This is a genomic window from Microbacterium sp. 22215 (assembly GCF_052045655.1).
GTDB lineage: Bacteria > Actinomycetota > Actinomycetes > Actinomycetales > Microbacteriaceae > Microbacterium > Microbacterium phyllosphaerae.
This window is the reverse complement of sequence record NZ_JBQEPC010000011.1, coordinates 20,472-43,966: the sequence shown is the minus strand read 5'-3', so window position 1 is coordinate 43,966 and position 23,495 is coordinate 20,472. Positions and strand designations below refer to the sequence as shown.

Below are 23,495 nucleotides of genomic sequence, written 5' to 3'. Positions count from 1 at the left end.
GTGAGCGCTACGACCGCCATCGTCACCGGCACCCCGCTGCCCACCCGACGCGACGTCGACCCGAACAGACGGGGCGTCCGCGACTTCTTCCGCCGGCTCCCGATCCGCCTGCTCATCGCCGTCCTGCTGATCGTCGAGGTCTACCCGATCCTCTGGATGCTCCTCGGATCGTTCAAGACCCAGAGCGAGTTCCTCAACGAGCCGTTCTGGGCGCTGCCGCAGTCGTGGGACATCGTCAACTACATCGAGGTGTTCACCACCGGCGAGTTCGGCAAGTACATCGTCAACAGCGTGATCGCGGTGTTCCCGTCGCTCGCGATCATCCTGGTGTTCGGCACCGCGGCCGGCTTCGCACTCGAGGTCATGGTCTGGAAGGGTCGCGGCACCGTGCTGCTGCTGTTCCTCGCGGGCATCATGGTGCCGGCGCAGATGATCCTGCTGCCGCTGTTCACGATCTACTTCCGCACGAACATGACCGGCACCCTGTGGCCGCTCATCATCACGTACGTGGCGCTCGGCATGCCGTTGACCGTCTTCATGATGGCCACGTTCTTCCGCTCTGTGCCTCGCGAGATCTTCGAGGCGTCGACCCTCGACGGAGCGTCGATCTTCCGGTCGTTCTTCTCGATCGGGCTCCCTCTGGTCAAGAACGCGCTGTTCACCATCGGGCTCGTGCAGTTCTTCTTCCTCTGGAACGACCTGCTGATCGCGCTGACGTTCACCAACAGCAGCGATCTGCGCACGATCCAGGTCGGACTGCTCAACTTCACGGGGGAGTACGGGGCGGTGCAGTACGGACCGACCTTCGCCGCGATCTCGGTCAACGTGCTCGGAACACTGCTCATCTACGTGTTCCTCAACCAGCAGGTCATGAAGGGCCTGACCGCAGGATCGGTGAAGGGCTGACATGACGAACATCATCGAGATCTGGCTCGAGAACAGGCGAGGCGGGGCGACCGTCGGGATCGGAGAGGCCGAACCGCGGATCTCCTTCGTGGCGGATGCCGTGGCGTCGGCGTTCGAGGTGGAGTTCACCCTCGAGGGCGGTGCGGCACAGACCGCGCAGGTCACGACGACCCAGCTCATCGCATGGCCTTTCGCACCCCTGGCTCCGCGAGACGGCGGCGAACTGCGTATCCGGGCCTCGGACGCCGAGTCCTGGAGCGAGCCGATGAGGATCGAGGCCGGTCTCGGCGATGACTGGCAGGTGGACTTCGTGTCGCCGTCGGTCGCAGCCGACCGTGACGCGCCCCGGCCGGCGTACCTGCTGCGGGCCGTCATCGCCGAGGGCGCGCTGCCCGAGGACATCGCACGGGCGCGGGTCTACTCGACCGCGCACGGCGTCTATGAGCTCGAGGTCAACGGCGCGCGCATCGGCGACGACGTGCTGGCGCCCGGGTGGACGAGCTACAGCCACCGCCTCCGCTATCAGACGCACGATGTCACGGCGGCCCTGCGCGGTGGCGAGAACGTGCTCGGTGCCTGGCTCGCCGACGGCTGGTACCGAGGTCACATCGGCTTCGACGGCGGGGTCTGGGACATCTACGGATCCGACGTCGCCCTGCTCGCGCAGCTCGAGGTCACCACGGCCGACGGCACGACACATCACGTGCCGCTCACCTGGAGTGCGGCACCGTCGCCGATCACCTCGGTCGGTCTGTACGAGGGCGAGGCCTTCGACGCCCGGCTCTCGCAGCACGGATGGTCCGCACCGGGGTTCGACGCCACGGGCTGGACTCCGGCGATCACGCTGCCCCGAACCGACTTCCCTGCGGCGATCGAACCGCCCACCGCGCTGCCCGTGCAGGAGACGGAGACCCTTCGGCCGGCTACGATCACACGCCAGCCGAGCGGACGCATCCGCCTCGACTTCGGTCAGAACATCTCGGGCGTCCTGCGCATCCGGGTCAGAGCGGATGCCGGGCACACGGTGACGCTGCACCACGCCGAGGTGATCGAGGACGGAGAGCTCGGCACCCGGCCGCTGCGCGCGGCGACCTCGGTCGACACGTACACGGCCGCGGGGATCGGCGAGGAGATCTACACTCCTCGGTTCACGATCCATGGATTCCAGTACGCCGAGCTCGAGAACTGGCCCGGCGAACTGGGCGACGGAGACGTCGAAGCGGTCGTGATCCACACCGGGATGCGCCGCACGGGGTGGTTCGAGTCGTCGAATGAGGGACTTGACCGGCTGCACTCCAACGTCGTCTGGAGCATGCGCGACAACTTCGTCGATCTGCCGACCGACTGCCCGCAGCGTGACGAGCGGGTGGGATGGACGGGCGACATCCAGGTGTTCGCCCCGACGGCTCTTCGGCTGTTCGCCGCGCATGGCACCCTCACCGGATGGCTGCGCGACCTCGCATTCGAGCAGGCCGACCAGGGTCACGTGCCCAACTTCGTGCCCTGGGTGGAGTGCGGCTTCCCGAACTTCCCCACCGCTGCCTGGGGCGACGCGGCCGTGATCGTGCCGTGGGAGATGTATCGCAACGACGGCGATCTGCGCATCCTCGCCGACCAGTACGCGAGCATGCGTGGATGGGTCGACCTCGTCGACGACCTCACCGGCCACACCGGACTGTGGAACACCGGCTTCCAGCTGGGAGACTGGCTCGACCCGACCGCGCCGCCCGAGGACCCGGGCAAGTCGCACACCGACAAGTACCTGGTCGCGACCGCTTATCACGTGCGTACGGCGCGCATCGTGGCGGACACGGCAGCGCTGCTCGGCGCGACGGCGGATGCCGCGCACTATCGCGCGATCGCCGATCGCGCGGCAAGGGCGTTCCAGAACGAGTTCCTCAGCGACACCGGACGCGTCGTCAGCGACACCCCCACCTCCATCGCCGTCGCGCTGGTCTTCGACCTGCTCGAGAACGACGAGCAGGTGGTCCGTGCCGGCGCCCGACTGCAGGAGCTGGTCGGTGCAGGCGGGTTCCACATCTCGACGGGGTTCGTCGGGACGCCGATCATCTGCGATGCGCTCGTGCGCGCCGGGAGCATGGACTACGCGTACCACCTGCTGCTGCAGGACGAGCTGCCCTCGTGGCTGTACCCCGTCAGCATGGGTGCGACGACGATCTGGGAGCGATGGGACAGCATGCTCCCCGACGGGTCGATCAACCCCGGCGACATGACGTCCTTCAACCACTACGCGCTGGGTGCCGTCGCGGACTTCCTCCACCGTGCGGTGGCGGGGCTCACGGCCGATGCGCCGGGCTGGGAGCGCATCCGCTTCGAGCCGCGGCCCGGTGGAGGTCTCGATCACGCGAGTGCCCGGTACGACAGCGTGCGAGGTGCTGCGTCGATCTCGTGGAAGCGCGAGGGCGAGAAGCTGTCGATCGAGCTCGAGGTGCCTGCGGCCTCCACGGGCGTGCTGGTGCTGCCGGGGTCGGAGGAGCCGGTTCCCGTCGGTCCCGGCCGACACTCGTTCACCACCACATTCCGGTCCGTCGACGACGACCCCGAGCGCCCGTTCTTCGGCTGGCGCCGACCCGAACCCGTCCTCGAGACTGAAGGAGCAGCATGACGCAGCAGCACATCCGACCGGGGCAGGTGTGGCTCGACACGAAGGGCGAGCGCATCCATGCGCATGGCGGATCCGTCCTCACGGTCGACGGCGTGCACTACTGGTACGGCGAGAACAAGGAGTTCTCGACGCCGGGGAGTGGGATCTGGCATTGGGGAGTGCGGTGCTACTCGTCGACCGACCTCGTCAACTGGGAAGACCGCGGTGTCATCATCCCGCCTGACGAGGACGACGAGTCCTCGCCGCTGCATCCGGCGCAGGGCCTCGATCGCCCGCACATCATCTTCAACGCCGAGACCGGCACCTTCGTGTGCTGGGTGAAGGTCATGACGAAGGGATCGGTGCAGCGCTCGACCGTGCTCACCGCCGACAGCATCCTCGGGCCGTACGAGATCCAGCGGACCTGGCTGCGCCCGCTCGACATGAGTGCCGGCGACTTCGATCTGGTGGTCGACCCTCATGACGGCAAGGGGTACTACTACTTCGAACGCGTGCACTCCGAGATGATCTGCGCCGATCTCAGCAGCGACTACACCGACGTCACCGGCTACTACTCGACGCACTTCCCGCAGCCGCAGCCGCCGTTCGTGCGGGAGGCGGCCGCCCATTTCCAGAGGGGCGGCCTGCACTATCTGCTGACCTCCGGCACGACCGGGTACTACCCGAACCCCTCGGAATCGGCGGTCTCGCGCAGCTATCACGGCCCGTTCGAGGTGCTCGGCGACCTGCACCCCGACGATGATTCGCGCACGTCGTTCCATTCGCAGATCTCGTCGGTGTTCCGCCACCCGGGCAAGAAGGACCTCTACATCGCGATCGCCGATCGTTGGCTCCCGCGATACCTCGAGCACGGCGATCGCGCTCGTCAGGCATTCATCGAGCACTTCGCACCGGGGAGGGACGGCGATGAGCCGATGGAGGAGTTCGCCTACGTCGACACCTCGATCGCCGACTATGTCTGGCTGCCGATCCGGTTCGACGGCGATCGCCCGATCATCGAGTGGCGAGAGGAGTGGTCGCCCGACGAATACGAGGACGCCTGAGCCGGATCAGTCGAGCAGGCTGGTGATCGCGGGGTCTCGTCGCGCGTAGTCGGCGGCGGTGGTGAGGATCACATCGCGCATCGCGGCGACGGCGACCGCAGGAGTGACATCCGCGCGATGCGCGAGACTCACGGTGCGCCTCATCATCGGATGCGTGAGTCGCACCGACCTCAGCGCCGGCTGGTCGAAGAGCACCATCGCCGGGACGACGGCGACGCCCACCCCGCGTTCGACGAAGCGGAGCACGGCATCCATCTCCGCTCCCTCCAGGACGTGATTCGGGGTGATGCCCGCGGAGCGGAAGGCGGCGTCGGTGGTCGCGCGCAGCTCGTAGGTCTCGTCGAGGGCGATCAGTGGAAGCGTGGCGAGATGCTCGAGGCCGATCGCCGGCGTGATCGCGACGGGAGGCTGGGATGCCGCGGAGACCACGACCAGTTCCTCGGTGAGCAGAGGCATGCGCGTGAGACTGAACCCCGACGGGGGCGGGCCCGTCGACTCGGTGATCAGTGCGATGTCGACGGCGCCGACCGCGAGCTGATCGACCAGCAGCCGTGACCCGCTCTCGTCGAGGTGCAGGTCGACACCGGGGTGGGCCGCGTGGAACGCGCTGATCGCCTCGGCGACGAGGCTGATGCAGAGGGTCGGCGGAGCGCCGAGCCGCACACGCCCGCGGCGGAGACCCGCGAGCTCGCCCATCTCGTCACGGATGGCCTCTGCTTCGGCGAGCATCCGCTGGGCGCGGGGGAGCAGTGCCTCGCCGGCGGCCGTGAGCGCGATATGGCCGCGCGCGCGGTGGAACAGCTCCGCGCCGAGTTCGCGTTCGAGCGTCGAGATCTGACGGCTCAGTGACGGCTGCGCGAGGTGAAGCGACTCGGAGGCGCGGGTGAAGTGGCCGAGGCGGGCGACCTCGACGAACCCGCGGAGCTGCTCGAGGTTCATGTCTGCAGTCTATCGATTCCAGTAGAACTATGCATTGGAGTTATTAGGTCGCCCTAACTAGCGTGAAATGCATGAGTACTCGCGAACGTCAGATCTCCACCACGGTCCTCGTCATCGGGACCGGCGGATCCGGGCTGCGCGCGGCGATCGAGGTCGCCGAGCACGGCATCGACGTCCTCGCCGTCGGCAAACGCCCCCGACAGGATGCCCACACCTCTCTCGCCGCCGGCGGCATCAATGCCGCTCTCGGCACCATGGATGAAGGCGACAGCTGGCAGCAGCACGCGGCCGACACCATCAAGGAGAGTTACCTGCTCGCCAACCCCCACACGGTCGAGATCGTGACGCAGGGGGCGGAGCGCGGCATCCGCGACCTCGAACGCTGGGGCATGGACTTCGCGCGCGAAGACGACGGACGCATCTCGCAGCGGTTCTTCGGAGCGCACACGTTCCGTCGCACCGCGTTCGCCGGTGACTACACCGGCCTCGAGATCCAGCGCACGCTCGTGGCCAAGGCCGAACAGCTCGAGGTGCCGATCCTCGACCACGTGTACATCACGCGCCTGCTCGTGCGCGACAACGTCGTGTTCGGCGCCTACGGGTTCGACCAGTCAGACGGCACGCGCTACCTGATCCACGCGGATGCCGTGATCCTCGCGGCCGGCGGACACAACCGCATCTGGCGCCGGACATCGTCTCGCCGCGACGAGAACACCGGCGACTCGTTCCGCCTCGCGGTCGAGGCCGGTGCGCGACTGCGCGACCCCGAGCTCGTGCAGTTCCACCCGTCAGGCATCATCGAGCCCGAGAACGCCGCAGGCACCCTCATCTCCGAGGCCGCGCGCGGCGAGGGCGGCATCCTGCGCAATGCGCTCGGCGAGCGGTTCATGTCGAAGTACGACCCCGAGCGCATGGAGCTGTCGACCCGCGACCGCGTCGCGCTCGCCGCGTACACCGAGATCGCCGAGGGGCGAGGCACCGAGAACGGCGGCGTCTGGCTCGACGTCTCGCACCTGCCGCGCGAGACGATCATGACCCGGCTGCCCCGCGTCTACCAGACGATGATGGAGCTGCAGATGCTCGACATCACCACCGATCCGATCGAGATCGCGCCCACCGCGCACTACTCGATGGGTGGTGTGTGGGTGCGTCCGGAGGACCACCAGACCGATGTCGACGGGCTCTATGCGATCGGGGAGGCCTCCAGCGGACTGCACGGGGCGAACCGGCTCGGCGGCAACTCGCTGATCGAGCTGCTCGTCTACGGCCGCATCGTCGGTCAGGCCGCGATGGAACATGCGGCGGGTCTCGACGCCCAGCGCCGGTCGGCGGATGCCGTGGCTCAGGCCCGCGCCGAGATCGACGACCTGCTCGCCGCCGACGGCCGCGAGAACGTGAGGGCTCTGCAACGCGCGATCCGCAACACCATGACCCAGCACGCGGGCGTGGTGCGGTCCGAGGAGGGACTGCGAGCGGGCCTCGCCGACCTCGACATGATCGAGGGGCGGATGGAGGACATCGGCATCCACCCCGACATCGCCGGGTTCCAGGACCTCGCCCACGCTTTCGATCTCAAAGCGTCGGTGCTCGCCGCCCGCGCCACGATCGAGGCGGCGCTGGAACGTCGGGAGACACGCGGATGCCACAACCGCAGCGACTACCCCGACACCGACCCCACACTGCAGGTCAACCTGGTGTGGTCGCCCACCGGCGGAGTGACGCACGAGCCGATCCCCGAGATCCCCGCGGAGATCGCGGAGCTCATGCGCGAGGTCGACACCGAGGGCAAGCTCGTCGAGTAGTCGGCATCCGCCCCCGCTCCCGGCGCAGGCCCTGTCGACGTGATCGCCCTCCGGCGGCAGGGCTCGCGGCGGGAGCGGGGTAGGAGTCGCTCAGTCGCCCTCGTCGGTCTCCGGACCGTCGATGACCCCGATCCCGACCGCTTCATGGTCGGGCTCGGGGTCGTTGCGCGTCGGGGCCTTCGGCTCCTCCGCCGGGTCCTTCTCGGTGCTGGGCTCTTCGAGCTCCTCGTCGGCGGGGATCTCCGACGGATCGGCATCTTCGGGCGACTCGGCCTCTGCGGGTGCGTCCGTGCTCTGCCCCGGGGTCTTGAACTCCCCGGCGTCGCCGGACGACGGGGTCGGGGTCGGCGTCTGGGCCTCGGGGTCGAGGTCTGCCGTCGGGTCCTGGGCGGGTGTGCTGTTCGTCATGATCGTCCCTTTCGCATCGAGTGGGTCACCAGCTTGAGGCGTCGATGCGCGGGGATGAAGGGGCTTGACGGCGGCGTCGGGATCGTCTGCACGACGGTTCACGACGTACGCTGGGGAGGTGACAGCGTACGTCTCGGCCTTCGATCTCTTCTCCATCGGAGTGGGCCCCTCGAGTTCCCACACGGTCGGGCCGATGCGGGCCGCTCTCGAGTTCGCCCAACGCCTGCGGTCGACCGGAGAGATCTCACGCGTCGCACGCGTGAGCTGCACCCTCTACGGCTCCCTCGGCGCCACCGGCATCGGACACGGAACACCGGATGCCGTCGTCGCGGGGCTCCGCGGACTCGCTCCCGAGACCTGCGATCCGTCGGAGGTGCGCTCCGCCTGGACCGATCTGCGCGAGGGCGCGACTGTACGGATCGCCGGCGTGCACGAGATCCCGTTCTCCAAGACCGACATCATGTTCGAGCCGCGCACCCGCCTGCCGGGGCATCCCAACGCCATGACGCTCGTCGCAGGGGACGCCGACGGGCAGATCGTGGCGGAGGAGACCTACTACTCCGTCGGCGGCGGGTTCATCCGTCGCGATGGTGAGGAGGCAGCGATCTCGACGGCTCCGCTGCCGTACTCGTATGCGGATGCCGCATCGCTGCTCGCGCTGTGCGACGAACACGGGCTGTCGATCGCCGAGGTCGCGCGCCTCAATGAGACCGCGCAGCGCTCGGAAGAGGACGTCGCCGCGGGACTCGACGCGATCTGGGATGCGATGGCCTCCTGCGTCGACAACGGACTGCACTCCGACGGCGTGCTCCCCGGGATGCTCAAGGTCAAGCGCCGCGCGAGCGCGATCCGCGGTCAGCTCGAAGAGGCCGAGGCCGGTGGGCATCGCGAACTTCCCGGCGAATGGCTGGGGGCCTTCGCGCTCGCCGTCAACGAGGAGAACGCGGCCGGTGGCCGGGTCGTCACGGCGCCGACGAACGGCGCCGCCGGCATCCTTCCCGCCGTCGCGATGTACTGGTGGCGGTTCCTCGCGGATTCCGGCCTCGGCGCCGGCAACGCGGTCACTCCCTACGGAGAGCTCGTCGGCAGTGCGTTGCTCGGCTTCGGCGCGGAGGCTTCGCTCGTCGCGGTCGGAGCGATCGACGACCCCGACGCGGTCGCCGAGGCGAACCGGCGCCGCGGCATCCGTCGCTTCCTCCTGACCGCCACCGCGCTGGGTTCCCTGTTCAAGGCGAACGCGTCGATCTCGGGGGCGGAGGGCGGATGCCAGGCCGAGGTCGGCTCGGCGTGCGCGATGGCCGCCGGCGGCCTGACCGCCGTGATGGGCGGCACGAATCGGCAGATCGAGAACGCCGCCGAGATCGCGATGGAGCACCACCTCGGACTCACGTGCGACCCCATCGGCGGTCTCGTGCAGATCCCGTGCATCGAGCGCAACGCGATCGCCGCCTCGACCGCGGTCACGGCGACACGCCTCGCCCTTCGCGGCGACGGCAGTCATTACGTCTCGCTGGACGCCGTCGTCGAGACGATGCGTCAGACCGGCATCGACATGTCGACGAAATACAAGGAGACCAGCGAGGGCGGCCTCGCGGTCAACGTCATCGAGTGCTGAGCCGGCGGCTCCGTGGCCGTGTCGGCGACCGCGGCTAGCCTTCTGCAGAGGGAGGCGAGCATGGAATCGATCTGGACACCGGGCAGTCGTCGGCGGCGCGAGCAGCCGGTCGTGGCGGTGAGCGCGAACGACGACGCGCCCGAACCCGGTCGGCTCTGGCCCGCGAGCATCCCCGCCGTCGCTCAGGTGCTGCGCGAGGGGATGGAGCTGTCTCCCGGCGTGACGTTCCTGGTCGGCGAGAACGGCAGCGGCAAGTCGACGATCGTCGAGGGCATCGCGATCGCCTACGGCCTCTCGCCCGAGGGCGGCTCGCGCTTCGCCAGGCACAGCACACGAGCCACCGAATCACCCCTGTCGGAGTGGTTGCGATTGCAGCGAGGCGTCGGTGCCGACCGGTGGGGCTTCTTCCTGCGGGCCGAGACGATGCACTCGTTCTACACGTACCTCGAAGAGAATCCGTCGCCCAGCGGTGACGTGCCGTTCCACGAGATGAGCCACGGGGAGTCCTTCCTCGCGTTGCTCGACAGCCGTTTCGACTCGCCCGGTTTCTACTGTCTCGACGAGCCCGAGGCCGCGCTGTCGTTCCAGTCGACGCTCGCGCTGATTGCCGTGATGCAGCGGATCGTCGACGACGGAGGGCAGGTGCTGTGCGCCACGCACTCGCCGGTGCTCGCCGCACTTCCCGGTGCGCAGATCCTCGAGGTCGGCGAGTGGGGCATCCGCCCGGCAGAGTGGAACGATCTCGAGCTGGTGAACCACTGGCGCTCGTTCCTGCAGGACCCACCTCGGTACCTGCGGCATCTGCTCGACTAGGGGTCGCCCACGCGGCCGCTCGGGCGGATAATCAATCATGACGAACGGTCCGGCGGTGGAGATCACGGGACTCCGTGTGCGCCGGGGGAAGACCGCTGTCTTCGACGGCATCGACCTGACGATCCCGCGCGGGGAGATCACGGGCCTGCTGGGGCCGTCCGGATGCGGCAAGACGACCCTCATGCGCTCGATCGTCGGGGTGCAGCGGATCGCCGCCGGCACGGTGACGGTGCTGGGGGAGCCCGGCGGGTCTCGGCAGCTGCGGCACCGGGTGGCGTACGGCACACAGGGCGCGGCCGTGTACGGCGACCTCACCGTGCGTCAGAACCTCTCATATCTCTCCGCCGTGCTGAAGGCGCCGAAGGGCGATGTCGACCGGGTCATCGAGGAGGTCGGGCTCGGCGCGCAGGCCGGTCAGCTCGTCGAATCGCTCAGTGGCGGCCAGACCACGCGGATCTCGCTCGCGATGGCCCTCATCGGCACGCCGGAGCTCATCGTGCTCGACGAGCCGACCGTCGGCCTCGACCCCGTGCTGCGCGTCGAGCTCTGGGACCTGTTCCGAGGGCTCGCCCAGCGCGGAGTGACGATGATCGTGTCGAGCCATGTGATGGACGAGGCGCTGCGGTGCGATCGACTCGTGCTGATGAGGAGCGGGCGCATCATCGCCGACACGAATCCTTCCGCGCTGCTCGCTGACACCGGCACCGCAGACCCCGATGCGGCGTTCCTCGCCCTGATCGAACGAGACAGCCGTGAGCAGGAGGGCCACACCCCGCCCGCCACGCGGCGCGAGCGACGGGGAACGGCGGAATGAACGGCCGACGGATGCTCGCGACCGCCGGTCGCGTACTGGGCCAGCTGCGTCATGACCCGCGATCGATCGCCCTGATGCTGATCGCTCCGAGTCTGCTCGTCGGTCTCTTCGCCTGGTTGTTCAGCGATCAGGACGGAGTTTTCGACCAGTTCGGCGGTGCGATCCTCGCGCTGTTCCCGTTCATCGTGATGTTCCTGATCACGTCGATCACGACTCTGCGAGAGCGGCGGTCCGGCACGCTCGAGCGGCTCATGACGACGCCCCTCGGCAAGGCCGACTTCATCCTCGGGTACGCCCTGGCCTTCGGCCTCATGGCGCTGCTGCAGGCCGTCGTCACCGTGTCGTTCGCCGTCGGAGTGTGCGGTCTCGACGTCGAGGGCGAGCTGTGGCAGCTCGGACTCGTGGCCGTCGTCGACGCGCTTCTCGGCACGGCGCTCGGGCTGCTCGCCAGCGCGTTCGCCCAGACCGAGTTCCAGGCCGTGCAGTTCATGCCCCTGCTCGTCTTCCCGCAGATCATCCTCGGCGGGCTCTTCATGCCCCGCGACCAGATGCCCGAGGTGCTGCACGCGATCTCCGATTGGCTGCCGCTCAGCTACGCGATCGACACGATCAACGCCGTGACGGCCGGCGACGACGGGTGGGATGTCTATGGGCCGTGGCTGGTGGTCGTGGCGTTCGGGGTCGGGGCGCTCGTGCTCGCATCGCTGACCCTGAGGCGCCGCACGCCCTGAGACTCGACCGAACCATCTCTCAGCGAGCGGCGCGGTTCTTGGTGTGCCGGGTCGGCGCGGCCGCCCAGGGGTCCTCGGGCCACGGATGCTTCGGGTAACGCCCGCGCATCTCGGCGCGCACCTGGGCATACGGACCCGACCAGAACGAGGCGAGGTCGTCGGTGACCGCGAGCGGACGCGCTGCGGGAGACAGCAGGTGGAACAGCACCGGCACGCGACCGTCGACCAGCCGCGGGGTCTCCGCCCAGCCGAAGCACTCCTGCAGCTTCACTGCGACGACAGGACGCGCGGTCGCATCGTCGTGTGGCGGGTAGTCGATGCGGATGCGGGAGCCGGTGGGCACCTCCAGCCGGTCGGGAACGAGCTCGTCGAGGCGCGTCGCGTCAGGCCAGGGGAGCAGTCGGCGAAGAGCCGACGTCAGATCCAGCCGGCTCGCGGGCGCGCCACCCGCGAGGGCATCGAGCTCCGGCGCCAGCCAGACATCGACCGCCTCGGTGAGCCCGGTATCCGAGACATCGGGCCAGGGATCGCCGAATTCTCGTCTCACCAGAGCCAGACGGCGACGGAGGCCGTCGGCGCCTTCGGACCACGACAGCATGCCGAGGCCATCTCGTCGGATCGCCCGGCGCACGGCATCCCGCCCCTCCTGGGCCGATGCGCGCACCGGTGACGAGGAGCGCAGGATCGCACCGAGGCGTCGTTCGCGTCGCGCCTGGACGCGGCCCGCGGCGAACTGTGCCTCGACGCGGTCGGTCATGAGGTGACTCGCGGCGCTCTCGATCTGCGTCTCGGTGAGCACAGCCGCGGATCGGATGATCGCGCCGGATCCCGCTGCCGCACGGGCCGAGGCGCGCGCGACGTCGGCGACAGCGAGCCACTCGACCGCCGCGAGCGGTCCACGCACTCCTGCGCGGGTGCCGGATGCCAGCAGGAACGTCGCACCCTCGGCGGTGCGTTCGACGCGGTGGGCTATCCGCTCGGGGAAGGCCAGCGCGATCACGAGGCCGACGCCATCGAGGCCCGAGCGCGCGCCCGGCGTCGCCGCGACCATGCGCTCGAGACGATCGGCATCGGTGCGCCAGCGGCGGGCATCAGGGGCGCGACCGCCTCGCAGCGCGATGATCGCCTGGGCGATGTCGGCTTCGGCGATGCGCAGGTCGCCACCCAGGAGAGCGACGACCTCGGCGGCGAGTCGAGTCCCGACCACGGGGCTGCCGTCGCGCAGAGCGCGGGCGAGCCGCGGATCGGTAGGGATACGAGCCAGGATGCGGCCCTCCGCGGTGGCGCGCCCCTGGTCGTCGATCGCTCCGAGACTGCGCAGCACCTCGGTCGCATCGGCCAGATTCTGAGCGGGCAGCGGGTCGATCATCCGCAGACCGGCGCCGCCAGGGGCACCCCAGCAGGCGAGCAGCAGGGCGGCATCCGCGAGGTCGGTCACCGCGATCTCGGGAGCGGGACGCGCAGGAGCCGCCGCATAGGTGCGCTCGTCGGCGCAGCGGATCACCGTGCCGGGGCCCTGGCGGGTGGCGCGCCCCGCACGCTGCACACACGACGAGCGGGAGGCGGCGGCGGTCACCAGGCCCGTCATCCCGCGGGCGGCGTCGCGCTGCGGCTGCCGCGACAGGCAGCTGTCGACGACCAGACGTACGCCCGGCACCGTGAGCGAGGACTCGGCGAGTGACGTCGTGACGATGATGCGCGCAGGAGCGTCCGGTGCGCGGCCGCGGATCACGGCATCCTGATCAGCGGCCGGGATCTGACCGTGCAGCTCGCGCACGTCGAACGCGCCGTTCGTGTCGCGGATGCGGCGCGCGATCTCCGACACCTCGCGAGCGCCCGGTGCGAACACCAGCACGTCGGCCTCGGGGTCGTCTCGGATGAGCTCCCGGGCGGCGGATGCCGTGGTCGCGGCGACGTGATCGAGGAACCCCCAGGTGACCCCGCGCTCGTCCAGTCGGGGCACGGGACTCGGAGCCCAGCGTTCGGTGAGCGGGAAGGCGGGGACGTCGTGGTCGATGATCGGTGCGGGGTGCTCGTCCGTGCCCAGGACGGCCGAGATGCGAGGCGCATCGAGGGTCGCCGACATGGCGATGACCGTGAGGTCGTCGCGCAGCTCGCGCACCTCCGAGAGCAGGCCGATCAGCAGGTCGGTCTCGAGTGCCCGCTCGTGCACCTCGTCGATGATCACGGCGCCCACCCCGTCGAGACCCGGGTCGTCGAGCATGCGCCGCAGCAGCACTCCGGCCGTGACGAACTCGACCCGTGTCTCGCGTCCTGCGGAGCGCTCGCCGCGGACGGTGAAGCCCACCCGGGTGCCGAGCGGTGTGCCGTCGAGGTGAGCGAGTCGTCGGGCGGCCGCGCGGGCGGCGACGCGGCGGGGCTGGGTGACGATCACCCGACCCGTCATCCTCGAAGCGACGAGCGGCGGCACGAGCGTGGTCTTGCCCGTGCCCGGCGGTGCGCTCACCACGACTGACGCACTGGCGTCGAGCGCGGCGGACAGGTCGTCGACGGCGGCCGCGAACGAGAGCCCTGCGCCGATCGTGGCGAGGTCGAAGGCGGCGCGGATCATGCGTCCAGTCTGCCCTTTCTGCGCAGCGCCGGAGACGACGGATGCCGCGACCGATCCGGCCGCGGCATCCGCTGTGTCCTGTTCCGACTACTCCGCTGCGGGAGCCGGCGGGGCCGGCGGCGGCGGGGTGGTCGGGGCCGAGCGGCGCGTCGTCGGAGCAGCGGGCGCGGATGCCGAAGCGACGCCTTCCCCGATGCCGCGACCGACGGCCTGGCCCTGGATGATCGACGCGAGGTCGAGCCCGGTGGCCGAGCTGACGCTGTCGAACACCGACTTCAGCGCCTTCGCGCTGTCGGCGCCGACGACGTTCGATGCGCCGTCCTCGCTCGAGCCGCCGATGATCGACACGTTGCCGATCGCGGCGTAGCCCTTCGAGAACTCGGCCATGATCGACGGCAGCACATCGAGAACGCGCTGCGACAGGAATGCATCCTGGTTGGAGGCGATGGCCTTCGCCTCGGCCTCGACGGCTGCGGCTCGCGCCTCACCCTCGGCGCGGATGGCGTCGGCTTCGGCGTTCGCACGCAGACGGCGAGCCTCGGACTCCGCCTCGGCCTGGGCGCGCAGCGCGTCGGCCTCACCGGTCGCACGGGCGATCGCGGCTGCGGCCTCACCGTCGGCCTTGGCCTTGTCGGCCTGTGCCTGCTGCTCGGCGATGCGAGTGCGTGCCTCGGCCTGCTTGACCTGCTCGATCGCGCCGGCCTCGGCTGCACGCTCACGGGTGTAGAGCTCGGCCTGTGCGCGGGTCTCGGCCTCGTACCGCTGGGCATCGGCGACGCGTTTGACGTCGGCGTCGAGCTGAGCCTGACGGTTCTCGGCCTGCTGCTGCAGAACGGCCTGCTGAGCCTGCTCGCGGGCGAGGTTCTCGGCCTGCTCGGCCTCGGCGCGCGCACGGCCGATGCCGGCGTTGGCGTTGGCGGTGTTGGTGTCGAGAGCGGTCTGCTCGACCAGGTTGGCTTCCTGGTTGGCGATGTTCTTCTGGTTGATCGCACGGTCGGCGTTGGTCTGCGAGATCTCCGCCGACTGACGCTTCGCCTGGATCTCGGGAGCACCGAGCGACTGGATGTAGCCGACCTTGTCGGTGATGCCCTTGATCTGGAACGAGTCGAGGATCAGACCCTGCTCGGCGAGCTCCTGCGAGACGTCGGCGGCGATCTGGTCGGAGAACTTCTTGCGCTCTCGCATGAGCTCGACGACCGAGAGGGTCGCGACGATGCCACGGAGCGCACCTTCGAGCTGCTCGGTGGTGAACTGCTCGATGGCCTTGTCCTGCGAGGCGAAACGCTCGGCGGCGCGGCGCACGAGGATGGGGTCGGAGCCGATCTTCACGATCGCGACGCCGTCGACGTTGAGCGTGACGCTGTCGAGCGACTGGGCCTCGGCGTTGAGCGAGACCTGACGCGAGCGCAGCGAGATGATCTCGTGGCGCTGCGTGATGGGGTTCACCAGCGACTTGCCGTTCACGATGACCGTGACGGGCGACTCCGACATCTCGTCTCTGGTCGAGCCGTCGGCGCCGATGACGGCGCGCGCGACCTTCTGCTTGCGTCCCGAGATGACGAGTGCCTCATCGGCGCGCGCGACCTTGATCCAGCTGCGTGCGAACAGCAGCAGGATCAGCAGGACGACGACAGCGGCGACGACTGCGATTCCGACGATGACGAGGATACCGACGATTCCGGCGATCTCCATGGATGACCTCCCTGGTTCCCCCCGAGGGGGCGGTCTTGGATGCCGGCGCGGCCGCGCGGGCGTTCACGCTCCACCCTGCCAGAAATCGAGAGAGGCCGTCGTGGCCGTGGTGCGGAGGGAGAGGTCAGCGAGCCCGGAGCTTCTCGGCCAGATCGCGCAGGGTCTTCAACTCGGCGTCGTCGAGACGCGACATCCGCTCAGCGATGGATCTCCCGTGCACGGTCGCGATGCTGCGGAACGCCTTGGCGCCGGCATCCGTCGCCCTGATCAGCGCACCGCGCCCGTCGTCCGGGTCGGGGCACTTCGCGACCAGGCCGCGGGAGACCATGCGGTCGATCAGGCGCGAGACGCTCGGCTGGCTGATGAGCATGTTCGCCGTGACGTCACGCAGACGGGCCGACATACCGGGGGAGCGGGTGACCGTGAGCAGCACGTCGTACTCGGCCTGGCCGAGATCCGTGTTCTCGAAGTCGGCGTTCATCTCGGTGAACAGCTCGTGCTGCGCGCGGAACAGGCTCTCCCATGCCTCGAGGGCGAGCTTGCGATCGGTCATGGGAACAGATTACGGCAACAGTAAAGGGCCGGTCGGAGAGGCTCCCGACCGGCCCTTGTCCCTTGCACCAAGAGTGTCCTGCAATCACATGCGGTGTATGCCACAGCAAACATTCACCGTGCGATCACTCTATAACGGCGAGATAACGAATGCAACGGTTTGGTCACGAAAATGTTCGGGGTCCGTGATCGGACATTTTCGGATCACCCGTCGAGGCAGTCGCGGATGTCGTTCCAGGCGGACGTCACGCACTCCTCGAACAAGAGCTCGGGTGGCCCTTCGAGCCACCGCTCCATGGCCAGGTCGAAGCACGTCACTGCTACAGCTGCCAGCGTGTGGGATTGCCGAGGGTCGGTGCCGCGCTGAATCAGGGATTCCTCGATCGCGCGGGCGAGGTGATGACGTTGCAGAAGCTCACGCTCGTGCAACGCAGGCTCGCTGTGGACGACCTTGTGTCGACGTGCGATCGGTTGCCGCCAGTCCTGGATGCCACGAGCCGCCGCGGCGAGCCCGGCGCGAACCGTTGCCGGCGCCGAACTCTTGGACGGGGTCGACGCCATGAAGTCGCTGACCGCGTGAGGGAACTCGCGATCGCGCAGGAACAGTACATCGCGCTTGTCCGCGAAATGTCGGAAGAACGTCCGAGTGGTCAAGCCGGCCGCTTCGGCGATCTGCGGAACCGTCGTCGCCGAGAACCCCTGTCCTTCGAAGAGGAGTATCGCCGCAGCTTCGAGCCGCAGTGCAGCATCCGGTGACCATCGTGGCATCGGACCATGATGTCACGACATGTCGTCAGGTGTACAGTGATGACACGAGATGTCATCGAATGCGAAGAACGGACGAGTATGAACGACAACACCGCGGCATGGATCCATTCCCCCTATGCCGACCTGGTGGTCCGTGACGCGCCGATGCCCAGGATCGGTCCCGGTCAGCTGCTCATCGAGGTGCGCGCGGTCGCGGTGAACCCTCTCGATGCGATCATCCAGTCCAACGGCGCCGTCATGTACGGGTGGCTGCGCTACCCGGTGATCCTCGGAGAGGATGTCGCGGGCACCGTCGTCGGGGTCGGGGCCGAGGTGACGGACTTCTCCGTCGGCGATCGCATCGTCGCGTACGCGATCGGTCTGGAGAAGGGCCGGGACGCGATCTCCGAGAGCGGGTTCCAGGCCTACGTCGCCGTCGATGCGGCCCTCGCCGCCGCTCTGCCCGACACCTTGCCCTTCGAGGAAGCCGCCGTGTTGCCCCTGGCCGTGTCGACAGCGGCCGCCGGTCTCTTCGAGAGCGAGCAGCTCGGCCTGGACTACTCAGGCCTCGCGAACCCTGCACGACGCGATGAGATCGTCGTGGTGTGGGGCGGTGCGACCGCTGTCGGCGGCAACGCGATCCAACTGGCTCGAGCTGCCGGCTACCGCGTCATCACGACGGCGTCCGCCCATAATCACGACCGGATGAGCCAACTCGGCGCAGAGGCCGCATTCGACTACCACGACCCGGAGACGGTCGACCGGATCGTCGAGGCGGTGAACGGGTCCGTCGTCGCAGGCGTCCTCGCCGTCGCAGTCGGGTCGGCAGAACCCTGTCTGCGTATCGCGCGCGCGACCGGCGCCACGCGGATCGCGATGGCGAGCCCTCCGGTGTCCTTCTACGAACAGCCCCGCAGGCGCGGCTTCTCCCTGAGCCGGATGCGCCTGTTCCTGCGCCTGGGAACGCGAACGGCGCTGCTGCAACTGCGCAGCCGAGCCCGAGGGATCCGAGCCTCGTTCATCTGGGGGAGCGCGATCGCGACGTCTCCCGTCGGCCCCGCCGTCTGGGGAGACTACCTCGGCGCAGCGCTCGCCTCAGGCCGTCATCGTGCGTATCCGCGACCCCACATCGCGGGGGAGGGGCTCCCCGCGGTTCAGGGAGCGATCGACACGCTTCGCGTCGGCGTCTCCGCGCAGAAGCTCGTCGTCACCCTTGAGTCGACGCCGACGACCTGACCCGGTGTCGCCTCACGTCCAGGTCGGGCGGTGAAGAGGCCCGCGAATGCGCGGTGGTCGACGGGCAGAACGAATGAGACCGACGCCGACGCCGACGCCGACGGGGCCGGCGGCTACTTCGTCGCCCAGGTGGCCGGAGCCCACTGCGTGTCGTAGGGGAGCGGCAGGCGGTGCATCTCCTCGAAGGCCAGCTCGGCTGCGATCGGGTCCTGGGCGGTGATCGCGGCGTCGAACCGCTGCCAGCAGTCGCCGAGGAGGTCCCAGTTCGGCTCACGCGAGTCGATCGTGAGCTGCACCTGGAACGTCAGTCGTGCGACGGTCTCGATGGCCACCCCTTTGAGCACGGTGTTCGGGCACAGTCCGATGATCGCGCGGTACACCTCGAGCGCCGCGTTCATGTGCCCGCGTCGATCGTGTGCGGTGACCGCGTCGCGGGCCGCCTCGATCACTGCGCGCAGCGCGGGGTTCGCCGCCGGATCGAGGGTCGGCACAGTGACGCGCACGACACCGCCGAGCACGACGCCGAGGGTCTGGATGTTGGCTTCGACGACCTCGGGGTGCGCGTCGACGACCTTCGTGTGCGCCTGGGGAACGATCTCGACGAGGCCGTCTCGCTGCAGGTTCATCAGGGCATCGCGGATGGGAGTGCGCGAGATGCCCAGCCACTCCTGCAGGGCGACGTCTTCGAGGTGCTCGCCCGGCTGGAAGGAGCCGTCCATGATCGCGTCACGGATGGCGTCGTACGCCTCGTCCTTCAACAGTCGGCGCTTGAGCTCGGGCTTCGACGATGTGGGTACGGGCATGAAGACCTCCGCGTCAGATGTCGTCGAGTGCGCACCGAGCGGCATCGCACGCGGCGCCCGTCGACAGGACGAACGTCCGCGCATCTATTCTAAAGTATTAATTCCGCATATATCACCGTGTAGTCCTCAGGCCAGCTGAGCGCTCGCCGCAGGAGCCTTCGATTCGCCGACAGCCCAGACGAAGTCCGGGGTCCGACCGTTCACGACCTGGTCTCCGAGCTGACGGGCCTTGAAGATCCACGGGTTGTGAGAGGCGACCGTGCGGGCGTTGCGCCAGTGCCGATCGAGTGCGGTTCCCGACCTCACGGCGGACGCACCGAGCGTGTCGAACAGGCGCGAGGCGGCACGGGGGACCAGATCAGTGAGCACGATCTGCGCCTGCGACGACCCGAGTTCGGCGGCGACGACCGCATCCTCCGTCTCCGGCGTGCCGAGCACGTCGGCAGCATGCTGCACCGCGCGGGCGACGTCGAGCACGAGCGCCCTGGCCGTCGCCCTCGTCGCCGTCAGCTCGCCGACGATCTGGAGCACCTGCGGGTCGTCGGCCACGCGGTTCGCGCTCCCGTGACTGTAGGTGCGGGTGCGCGCGCGCACCTGCGCGACGGTGTCGCGTTCGATCGCCGCCGCTATGCCGGCGAGCACCGACAGCAGCGTGAGCTGATAGACGGCCGTCTGATACGGAAAGCGCGAGGTGAACGGCTCGACGTCGTCCTCGTCGACGCTCGCATCGGTGAAGACGGCCGTGCCCGTTCCCGTCAACGGCTGCCCGAAGCCGTCCCAGTCGTCCGAGACCGCGACGCCGTCCTGGGGCCGCCGGATCAGGGCCGTGACGGTCTCGCCCTCGAGGTCGACCGTCGCGTCGATCCACTCTGCGAAGATGCTGCCGGTCGTGTAGAACTTGCGTCCGTCGACTCGCCATGTGCCGTCGGGTCGCCGGGTCACCCGCGTCGCGTTCGCGCCGACCGCTGCCGCACCGTTCTCCGACCACGCATTGCCGACGAGCTCACCCGCGGCGAGGCGGTCGAGCCATCGTGAGCGACGCTCGCTCGGGGACGCTGCCAGGATGTGCTCCACGTAGGCGATGTGCCCCCGGAAGATCTGAGGGAGGTTCGAGTCGGCCGCGGCGAGCTCGATGAGCACCTCGGCGAACGACGGCCAGTCGAGCCCGAAGCCGCCGTCCTCGATCGGCAGCCGAAGCCTGCCGAAACCGGCATCCCGCAGCTTCTCGACCTCGGCGAACGGCAGCTCGCGGTTCTGCTCTCGGGTGACCGTGCCCGCCGCGATCTCGTCGAACAGCGGACGGAACTGATCCAGAGCGGCCCGCAGCCGCTGCGTCTGCGCGCCCATCAGGTGTACAGGGAGATCGGCTGCAGCTCGCCGTTCAGCGTCCAGGCGCCGACCTCGAGCTTCTTGTAGTCGATCGGGTCGTGCAGCGAGTGGGTGCGCACATTCCTCCAGAAGAGGTCGAGACCCACATCGGCGCGGGCGGAGCTGGAGCCCGTGATCTCGAAGATCCGGTTCGCGACCTCGATGCCGACCTCGGTCGAGACGACCTTGACCTTGGCGATCTCGATCGCCAACTCGCCGCGGCGCTCGGCGGTAACGGCCTCTCCCTCGTCGACGACCTCGTCGAAGAGGCGGCCGGCGCGGTCCGTCAGCGCCTCGACGGCCGCGATGCGCGATGCGAACTCCCCGACGACGCGCTGCACGAACGGGTCGTCGCGGTACGAGTCCGCCTGGCTGAGGAACCAGGCGCGGGGCCGTGCCCGCACGAGGTCGAGTCCGCGTGCGAGCGCCCCCTCGGCGATGCCGAGGTACAGGTTGCCGAAGGCGAGCTGGATGCCGGGGGTGATCAGCGTCGAGAACGGCTCGTCGCCGAGTTCGCCGAGCACATCGTCGGCGGACACACGCACGTCCTCGAAGTGCACCGAGCCGCTGGCGGACAGGCGCTGCCCGAGCGCATCCCAGTCGCCGAGATAGCGGATGCCGTCGCGGTCGTGGTCGAGTACGACGAACAGCACCTTGCCGTCGCGCTCGCCGCCGCGGACGAGCGCCGCCGCGAGCACCACGTCTCCGGCCGATGCGCCTGTCGAGAAGCGCTTGAGGCCGTTCAACCGGTATCCGTCGCCGTCTGCGGTGAGCTCGAGATCGGGATCCGTCGGGTTCACGGAGTCGCCCCACACCCAGCGTCCCTCGGTGGTCTTGCGGTGCCAGGCCTCCTGCACCGAGGGGTCGGCCGCGAAACCGATGTTGCCGGAGTTGATGTAGTGGTACGCGAGCACCTGCGCGACCGAGGCGTCGGCACGCGACAGGATGCGGATGACGAGGAAAGCCGTCTCCCAGTGCGCTCCGCCGCCGCCGAACTCCGCGGGCTGGAGCAGGGTCACCAGGCCCGCATCGCGGAGCAGGTCGAGCTCGACCGTCGGGTCCTCGTTCGCCCGGTCGCGCTGCAGCGCGTCGGTGGCGAGCTCGGCGGCGACGCGCTCAGCGACTCCGCGCCAGTGCGCGCGCTCCTCGGCATCGGCGGTGCCCGTCCAGCGGCTGCGGTTCATGGTCTCTGCGATGACGCTCATCGTGCGTCCTCCTTCTCGGTGACTGCGGTCAGGTGGTCGAGATCGGCGGCGTCGCCGGGGGTCGCGGCCGCGGCATCCACCAGCGGGCCGCCGACCGTGCCGTCGAGAGCGGACGCTCCGCCGACGTACGCGCCGCGATACGCGTGTGCGGGGTGCCACTCCGGAACCACGGGAGAGCCGTCGCCCGAGAGTCGCCCGCGCAGCGTGCCTTCGGGGTAGTCGTCCCAGGTGCGTCCGCGGCGGCGGAGCTCGGGAACGAGGTGCTCGACGATGTCCTCGAACGATCCGGGGGTCACGACGTAGGCGAGGTTGAACCCGTCGACGCCGCCGACCTCGACCCAGCGCTCCAGCTCGTCGGCGACCGTCTGCGGGCCGCCGACGATGACGGGGCCGATACCGCCGATGCCGACGTAGTGCGCGATGTCCCGCGGGGTCCACTTGCGGTCCGGATCGGCCTTGGTGAACACCGACAGGGCGGATCGCCCTGCGTCGGTATCGACGTATTCCAGCGGCACGTCGGGGTCGTACTGCGAGAGGTCGAGCCCCGTCCATCCGGCATAGAGCGCCAGCGCGCCCTCGACCGAGACGTAGCCGCGGTAGTCCGCGAGCTTCGCCTGCGCCTCGTCATCGGTCGCCGCGACGACGACCGTGACCAGGGTGAGGATCTTGACGGAGTCGCGGGGGCGCCCGAGAGCCTCGGCGCGGTCGCGGATGTCATCCGTCACAGGCCGCGTCGCCTCGGGACGCAGCCCGTTGATGAAGATGGCCTCACCGTGCTTCGCGGCGAACTGCCGACCGCGGGGCGACGCGCCCGCCTGGAACATGACGGGAGTGCGCTGAGGGCTGGGCTCCGCGAGATGGATGCCGGGGACACGGTAGTGCCGGCCCGCATGGCCGATCGGATGCACCCGAGCCGCATCCGCGAAGACGCCGGCCTCGCGGTCGCGCAGCACCGCCCCGTCTTCCCACGACCCCTCCCACAGCTTGTACGTCACATCGAGGAACTCCTCGGCGATCTCATAGCGGTCGTCGTGGGCGATGAGTGCGTCGAGCCCGAGGTTGCGGGCCGCGGAGTCGAGGTAGCTGGTGACGACGTTCCATCCCACGCGGCCCCGGGTGAAGTGATCGAGCGTCGAGAAGCGGCGGGCGAGCGAATACGGCTGCTCGTAGGTCGTGGCGACCGTCACACCGAATCCGAGGTGCTCGGTCGCGTGCGCCATCGCCGAGATCTGCACGACGGGGTCGCCGAGGGGGACCTGCGTCGCATCGCCGAGCGCCGTGGCCGCCGAGTCGCGGTAGACGTCGTAGGTTCCGAGGACGTCGGCGATGAAGATCGCGTCGAACTTCCCCCGCTCCAGCGTCTGGGCCAGGTCCACCCAGTAGTCGAGGTCGTGGTATCGATCGGCCTGGTTGTCAGGGTGCCGCCACAGCCCCGGGGCCTGGTGCGTCACGCACGTCATGTCGAAGGCGTTCAGGATGATGCGGCGAGACACAGTGCTCCTCAAGGTGGTCGGGGACCTCGCGACCATAGCGACTCGGGCCATGCCTCGACCCGGCAGATGACACTTCGGGTCGCTCCACGTCGAAGTGTTACGCCCGCGATGCATCGGTCGCCGCCCGACA

The 23,495-nt window shown here is 69.1% G+C and carries 19 protein-coding genes; 9 read left to right on the top strand and 10 right to left on the bottom strand.

The features are described 5' to 3' along the window. The 3 genes from ACTJKH_RS15855 to ACTJKH_RS15845 are packed head-to-tail and all read left to right on the top strand — an operon-like array spanning nt 1 to nt 4,575. Nucleotides 1–906 (top strand): carbohydrate ABC transporter permease, encoded by a 906-nt coding sequence (locus ACTJKH_RS15855; RefSeq protein WP_440737709.1) that lies wholly within the window; start codon nt 1–3, stop codon nt 904–906. A gap of 1 nt (nt 907) precedes the next feature. Next, nucleotides 908–3,532, top strand: a complete 2,625-nt coding sequence (locus tag ACTJKH_RS15850) for a family 78 glycoside hydrolase catalytic domain (RefSeq protein ID WP_440737708.1) — start codon at nt 908–910, stop codon at nt 3,530–3,532. Continuing rightward, nucleotides 3,529–4,575: a family 43 glycosylhydrolase gene (locus tag ACTJKH_RS15845; RefSeq protein ID WP_440737707.1), complete on the top strand. Its 1,047-nt coding sequence runs from the start codon at nt 3,529–3,531 to the stop codon at nt 4,573–4,575. The genes ACTJKH_RS15850 and ACTJKH_RS15845 overlap by 4 nt, the downstream gene beginning before the upstream one ends. Nucleotides 4,576–4,581: 6 nt before the next feature. Here the strand turns inward: ACTJKH_RS15845 and ACTJKH_RS15840 are convergent, their stop codons facing one another. Continuing rightward, entirely contained in the window at nt 4,582–5,514 is a 933-nt protein-coding gene (locus ACTJKH_RS15840) for a LysR family transcriptional regulator (protein WP_194762796.1), read from the bottom strand. Nucleotides 5,515–5,585: 71 nt separating this feature from the next. Here ACTJKH_RS15840 and ACTJKH_RS15835 point away from each other — a divergent pair, with 71 nt between their 5' ends. Next, nucleotides 5,586–7,316 carry an L-aspartate oxidase gene (locus ACTJKH_RS15835; protein WP_440737706.1) on the top strand — a complete coding sequence of 577 codons (1,731 nt, stop codon included), beginning with the start codon at nt 5,586–5,588 and terminating at the stop codon, nt 7,314–7,316. Nucleotides 7,317–7,406: 90 nt separating this feature from the next. Here ACTJKH_RS15835 and ACTJKH_RS15830 read toward each other — a convergent pair whose 3' ends face one another. Continuing rightward, the gene (locus tag ACTJKH_RS15830) at nt 7,407–7,724 is read right to left on the bottom strand and encodes a hypothetical protein (RefSeq protein ID WP_440737705.1); all 318 of its coding nucleotides are present in this window, start codon (nt 7,722–7,724) and stop codon (nt 7,407–7,409) included. A 118-nt stretch (nt 7,725–7,842) separates the two neighbouring features. Between ACTJKH_RS15830 and ACTJKH_RS15825 the strand changes: the two genes are divergently transcribed. From ACTJKH_RS15825 to ACTJKH_RS15810, 4 genes are read left to right on the top strand one after another with little or no spacing between them, the layout of a single operon-like run. After that, nucleotides 7,843–9,339, top strand: coding sequence for an L-serine ammonia-lyase, iron-sulfur-dependent, subunit alpha (locus tag ACTJKH_RS15825; RefSeq protein WP_440737704.1), 1,497 nt, complete (start codon nt 7,843–7,845; stop codon nt 9,337–9,339). Nucleotides 9,340–9,399: 60 nt separating this feature from the next. Then, complete coding sequence (locus ACTJKH_RS15820; RefSeq protein WP_440737703.1) at nt 9,400–10,152, top strand: AAA family ATPase; 753 nt, start codon at nt 9,400–9,402, stop codon at nt 10,150–10,152. A gap of 37 nt (nt 10,153–10,189) precedes the next feature. Continuing rightward, nucleotides 10,190–10,966, top strand: a complete 777-nt coding sequence (locus ACTJKH_RS15815; protein WP_440737702.1) for an ABC transporter ATP-binding protein — start codon at nt 10,190–10,192, stop codon at nt 10,964–10,966. After that, nucleotides 10,963–11,697 (top strand): ABC transporter permease, encoded by a 735-nt coding sequence (locus ACTJKH_RS15810; RefSeq protein WP_440737701.1) that lies wholly within the window; start codon nt 10,963–10,965, stop codon nt 11,695–11,697. The genes ACTJKH_RS15815 and ACTJKH_RS15810 overlap by 4 nt, the downstream gene beginning before the upstream one ends. A 19-nt stretch (nt 11,698–11,716) precedes the next feature. On the opposite strand, the gene hrpB is transcribed toward ACTJKH_RS15810, so the two are convergent. From hrpB to ACTJKH_RS15790, 4 genes are all read right to left on the bottom strand, one after another. Further along, nucleotides 11,717–14,269, bottom strand: a complete 2,553-nt coding sequence (gene hrpB / locus ACTJKH_RS15805; protein ID WP_440737700.1) for an ATP-dependent helicase HrpB — start codon at nt 14,267–14,269, stop codon at nt 11,717–11,719. An 87-nt stretch (nt 14,270–14,356) separates the two neighbouring features. Next, on the bottom strand, nt 14,357–15,961 hold the full coding sequence (locus tag ACTJKH_RS15800; RefSeq protein ID WP_440737699.1) for an SPFH domain-containing protein: 1,605 nt from the start codon (nt 15,959–15,961) through the stop codon (nt 14,357–14,359). 124 nt (nt 15,962–16,085) lie between these two features. Continuing rightward, nucleotides 16,086–16,514 (bottom strand): MarR family winged helix-turn-helix transcriptional regulator, encoded by a 429-nt coding sequence (locus ACTJKH_RS15795; protein WP_440737698.1) that lies wholly within the window; start codon nt 16,512–16,514, stop codon nt 16,086–16,088. 203 nt (nt 16,515–16,717) lie between these two features. Beyond that, nucleotides 16,718–17,281, bottom strand: coding sequence for a TetR/AcrR family transcriptional regulator (locus ACTJKH_RS15790; protein WP_440737697.1), 564 nt, complete (start codon nt 17,279–17,281; stop codon nt 16,718–16,720). A 78-nt stretch (nt 17,282–17,359) separates the two neighbouring features. On the opposite strand from ACTJKH_RS15790, the gene ACTJKH_RS15785 reads away from it, so the two are divergent. After that, complete coding sequence (locus tag ACTJKH_RS15785; RefSeq protein WP_440737696.1) at nt 17,360–18,496, top strand: zinc-binding alcohol dehydrogenase family protein; 1,137 nt, start codon at nt 17,360–17,362, stop codon at nt 18,494–18,496. Between the two features lie 113 nt (nt 18,497–18,609). Here the strand turns inward: ACTJKH_RS15785 and ACTJKH_RS15780 are convergent, their stop codons facing one another. The 4 genes from ACTJKH_RS15780 to ACTJKH_RS15765 all read right to left on the bottom strand — a co-directional run bounded on the left by ACTJKH_RS15780 (nt 18,610) and on the right by ACTJKH_RS15765 (nt 23,365). Next, nucleotides 18,610–19,299: a GntR family transcriptional regulator gene (locus ACTJKH_RS15780; RefSeq protein ID WP_440737695.1), complete on the bottom strand. Its 690-nt coding sequence runs from the start codon at nt 19,297–19,299 to the stop codon at nt 18,610–18,612. 126 nt (nt 19,300–19,425) lie between these two features. Further along, on the bottom strand, nt 19,426–20,646 hold the full coding sequence (locus ACTJKH_RS15775) for an acyl-CoA dehydrogenase family protein (RefSeq protein ID WP_440737694.1): 1,221 nt from the start codon (nt 20,644–20,646) through the stop codon (nt 19,426–19,428). Next, nucleotides 20,646–21,872, bottom strand: coding sequence for an acyl-CoA dehydrogenase family protein (locus ACTJKH_RS15770; RefSeq protein ID WP_440737693.1), 1,227 nt, complete (start codon nt 21,870–21,872; stop codon nt 20,646–20,648). Before ACTJKH_RS15770 ends, ACTJKH_RS15775 begins: the two co-directional genes overlap by 1 nt. Beyond that, nucleotides 21,869–23,365 (bottom strand): LLM class flavin-dependent oxidoreductase, encoded by a 1,497-nt coding sequence (locus tag ACTJKH_RS15765; protein WP_440737692.1) that lies wholly within the window; start codon nt 23,363–23,365, stop codon nt 21,869–21,871. The genes ACTJKH_RS15770 and ACTJKH_RS15765 overlap by 4 nt, the downstream gene beginning before the upstream one ends. Between the last annotated feature and the right edge of the window lie 130 nt (nt 23,366–23,495).

Coding starts and splice junctions, on each gene's coding strand:
- ACTJKH_RS15830 (WP_440737705.1), bottom strand. CDS start 7,724: ATGACGAACAGCACACCCGCCCAGGACCCGACGGCAGACCTCGACCCC.
- ACTJKH_RS15795 (WP_440737698.1), bottom strand. CDS start 16,514: ATGACCGATCGCAAGCTCGCCCTCGAGGCATGGGAGAGCCTGTTCCGC.
- ACTJKH_RS15785 (WP_440737696.1), top strand. CDS start 17,360: ATGAACGACAACACCGCGGCATGGATCCATTCCCCCTATGCCGACCTG.
- ACTJKH_RS15835 (WP_440737706.1), top strand. CDS start 5,586: ATGAGTACTCGCGAACGTCAGATCTCCACCACGGTCCTCGTCATCGGG.
- ACTJKH_RS15815 (WP_440737702.1), top strand. CDS start 10,190: ATGACGAACGGTCCGGCGGTGGAGATCACGGGACTCCGTGTGCGCCGG.
- ACTJKH_RS15850 (WP_440737708.1), top strand. CDS start 908: ATGACGAACATCATCGAGATCTGGCTCGAGAACAGGCGAGGCGGGGCG.
- hrpB (WP_440737700.1), bottom strand. CDS start 14,269: ATGATCCGCGCCGCCTTCGACCTCGCCACGATCGGCGCAGGGCTCTCG.
- ACTJKH_RS15810 (WP_440737701.1), top strand. CDS start 10,963: ATGAACGGCCGACGGATGCTCGCGACCGCCGGTCGCGTACTGGGCCAG.
- ACTJKH_RS15840 (WP_194762796.1), bottom strand. CDS start 5,514: ATGAACCTCGAGCAGCTCCGCGGGTTCGTCGAGGTCGCCCGCCTCGGC.
- ACTJKH_RS15820 (WP_440737703.1), top strand. CDS start 9,400: ATGGAATCGATCTGGACACCGGGCAGTCGTCGGCGGCGCGAGCAGCCG.
- ACTJKH_RS15775 (WP_440737694.1), bottom strand. CDS start 20,646: ATGGGCGCGCAGACGCAGCGGCTGCGGGCCGCTCTGGATCAGTTCCGT.
- ACTJKH_RS15845 (WP_440737707.1), top strand. CDS start 3,529: ATGACGCAGCAGCACATCCGACCGGGGCAGGTGTGGCTCGACACGAAG.
- ACTJKH_RS15780 (WP_440737695.1), bottom strand. CDS start 19,299: ATGCCCGTACCCACATCGTCGAAGCCCGAGCTCAAGCGCCGACTGTTG.
- ACTJKH_RS15790 (WP_440737697.1), bottom strand. CDS start 17,281: ATGCCACGATGGTCACCGGATGCTGCACTGCGGCTCGAAGCTGCGGCG.
- ACTJKH_RS15770 (WP_440737693.1), bottom strand. CDS start 21,872: ATGAGCGTCATCGCAGAGACCATGAACCGCAGCCGCTGGACGGGCACC.
- ACTJKH_RS15800 (WP_440737699.1), bottom strand. CDS start 15,961: ATGGAGATCGCCGGAATCGTCGGTATCCTCGTCATCGTCGGAATCGCA.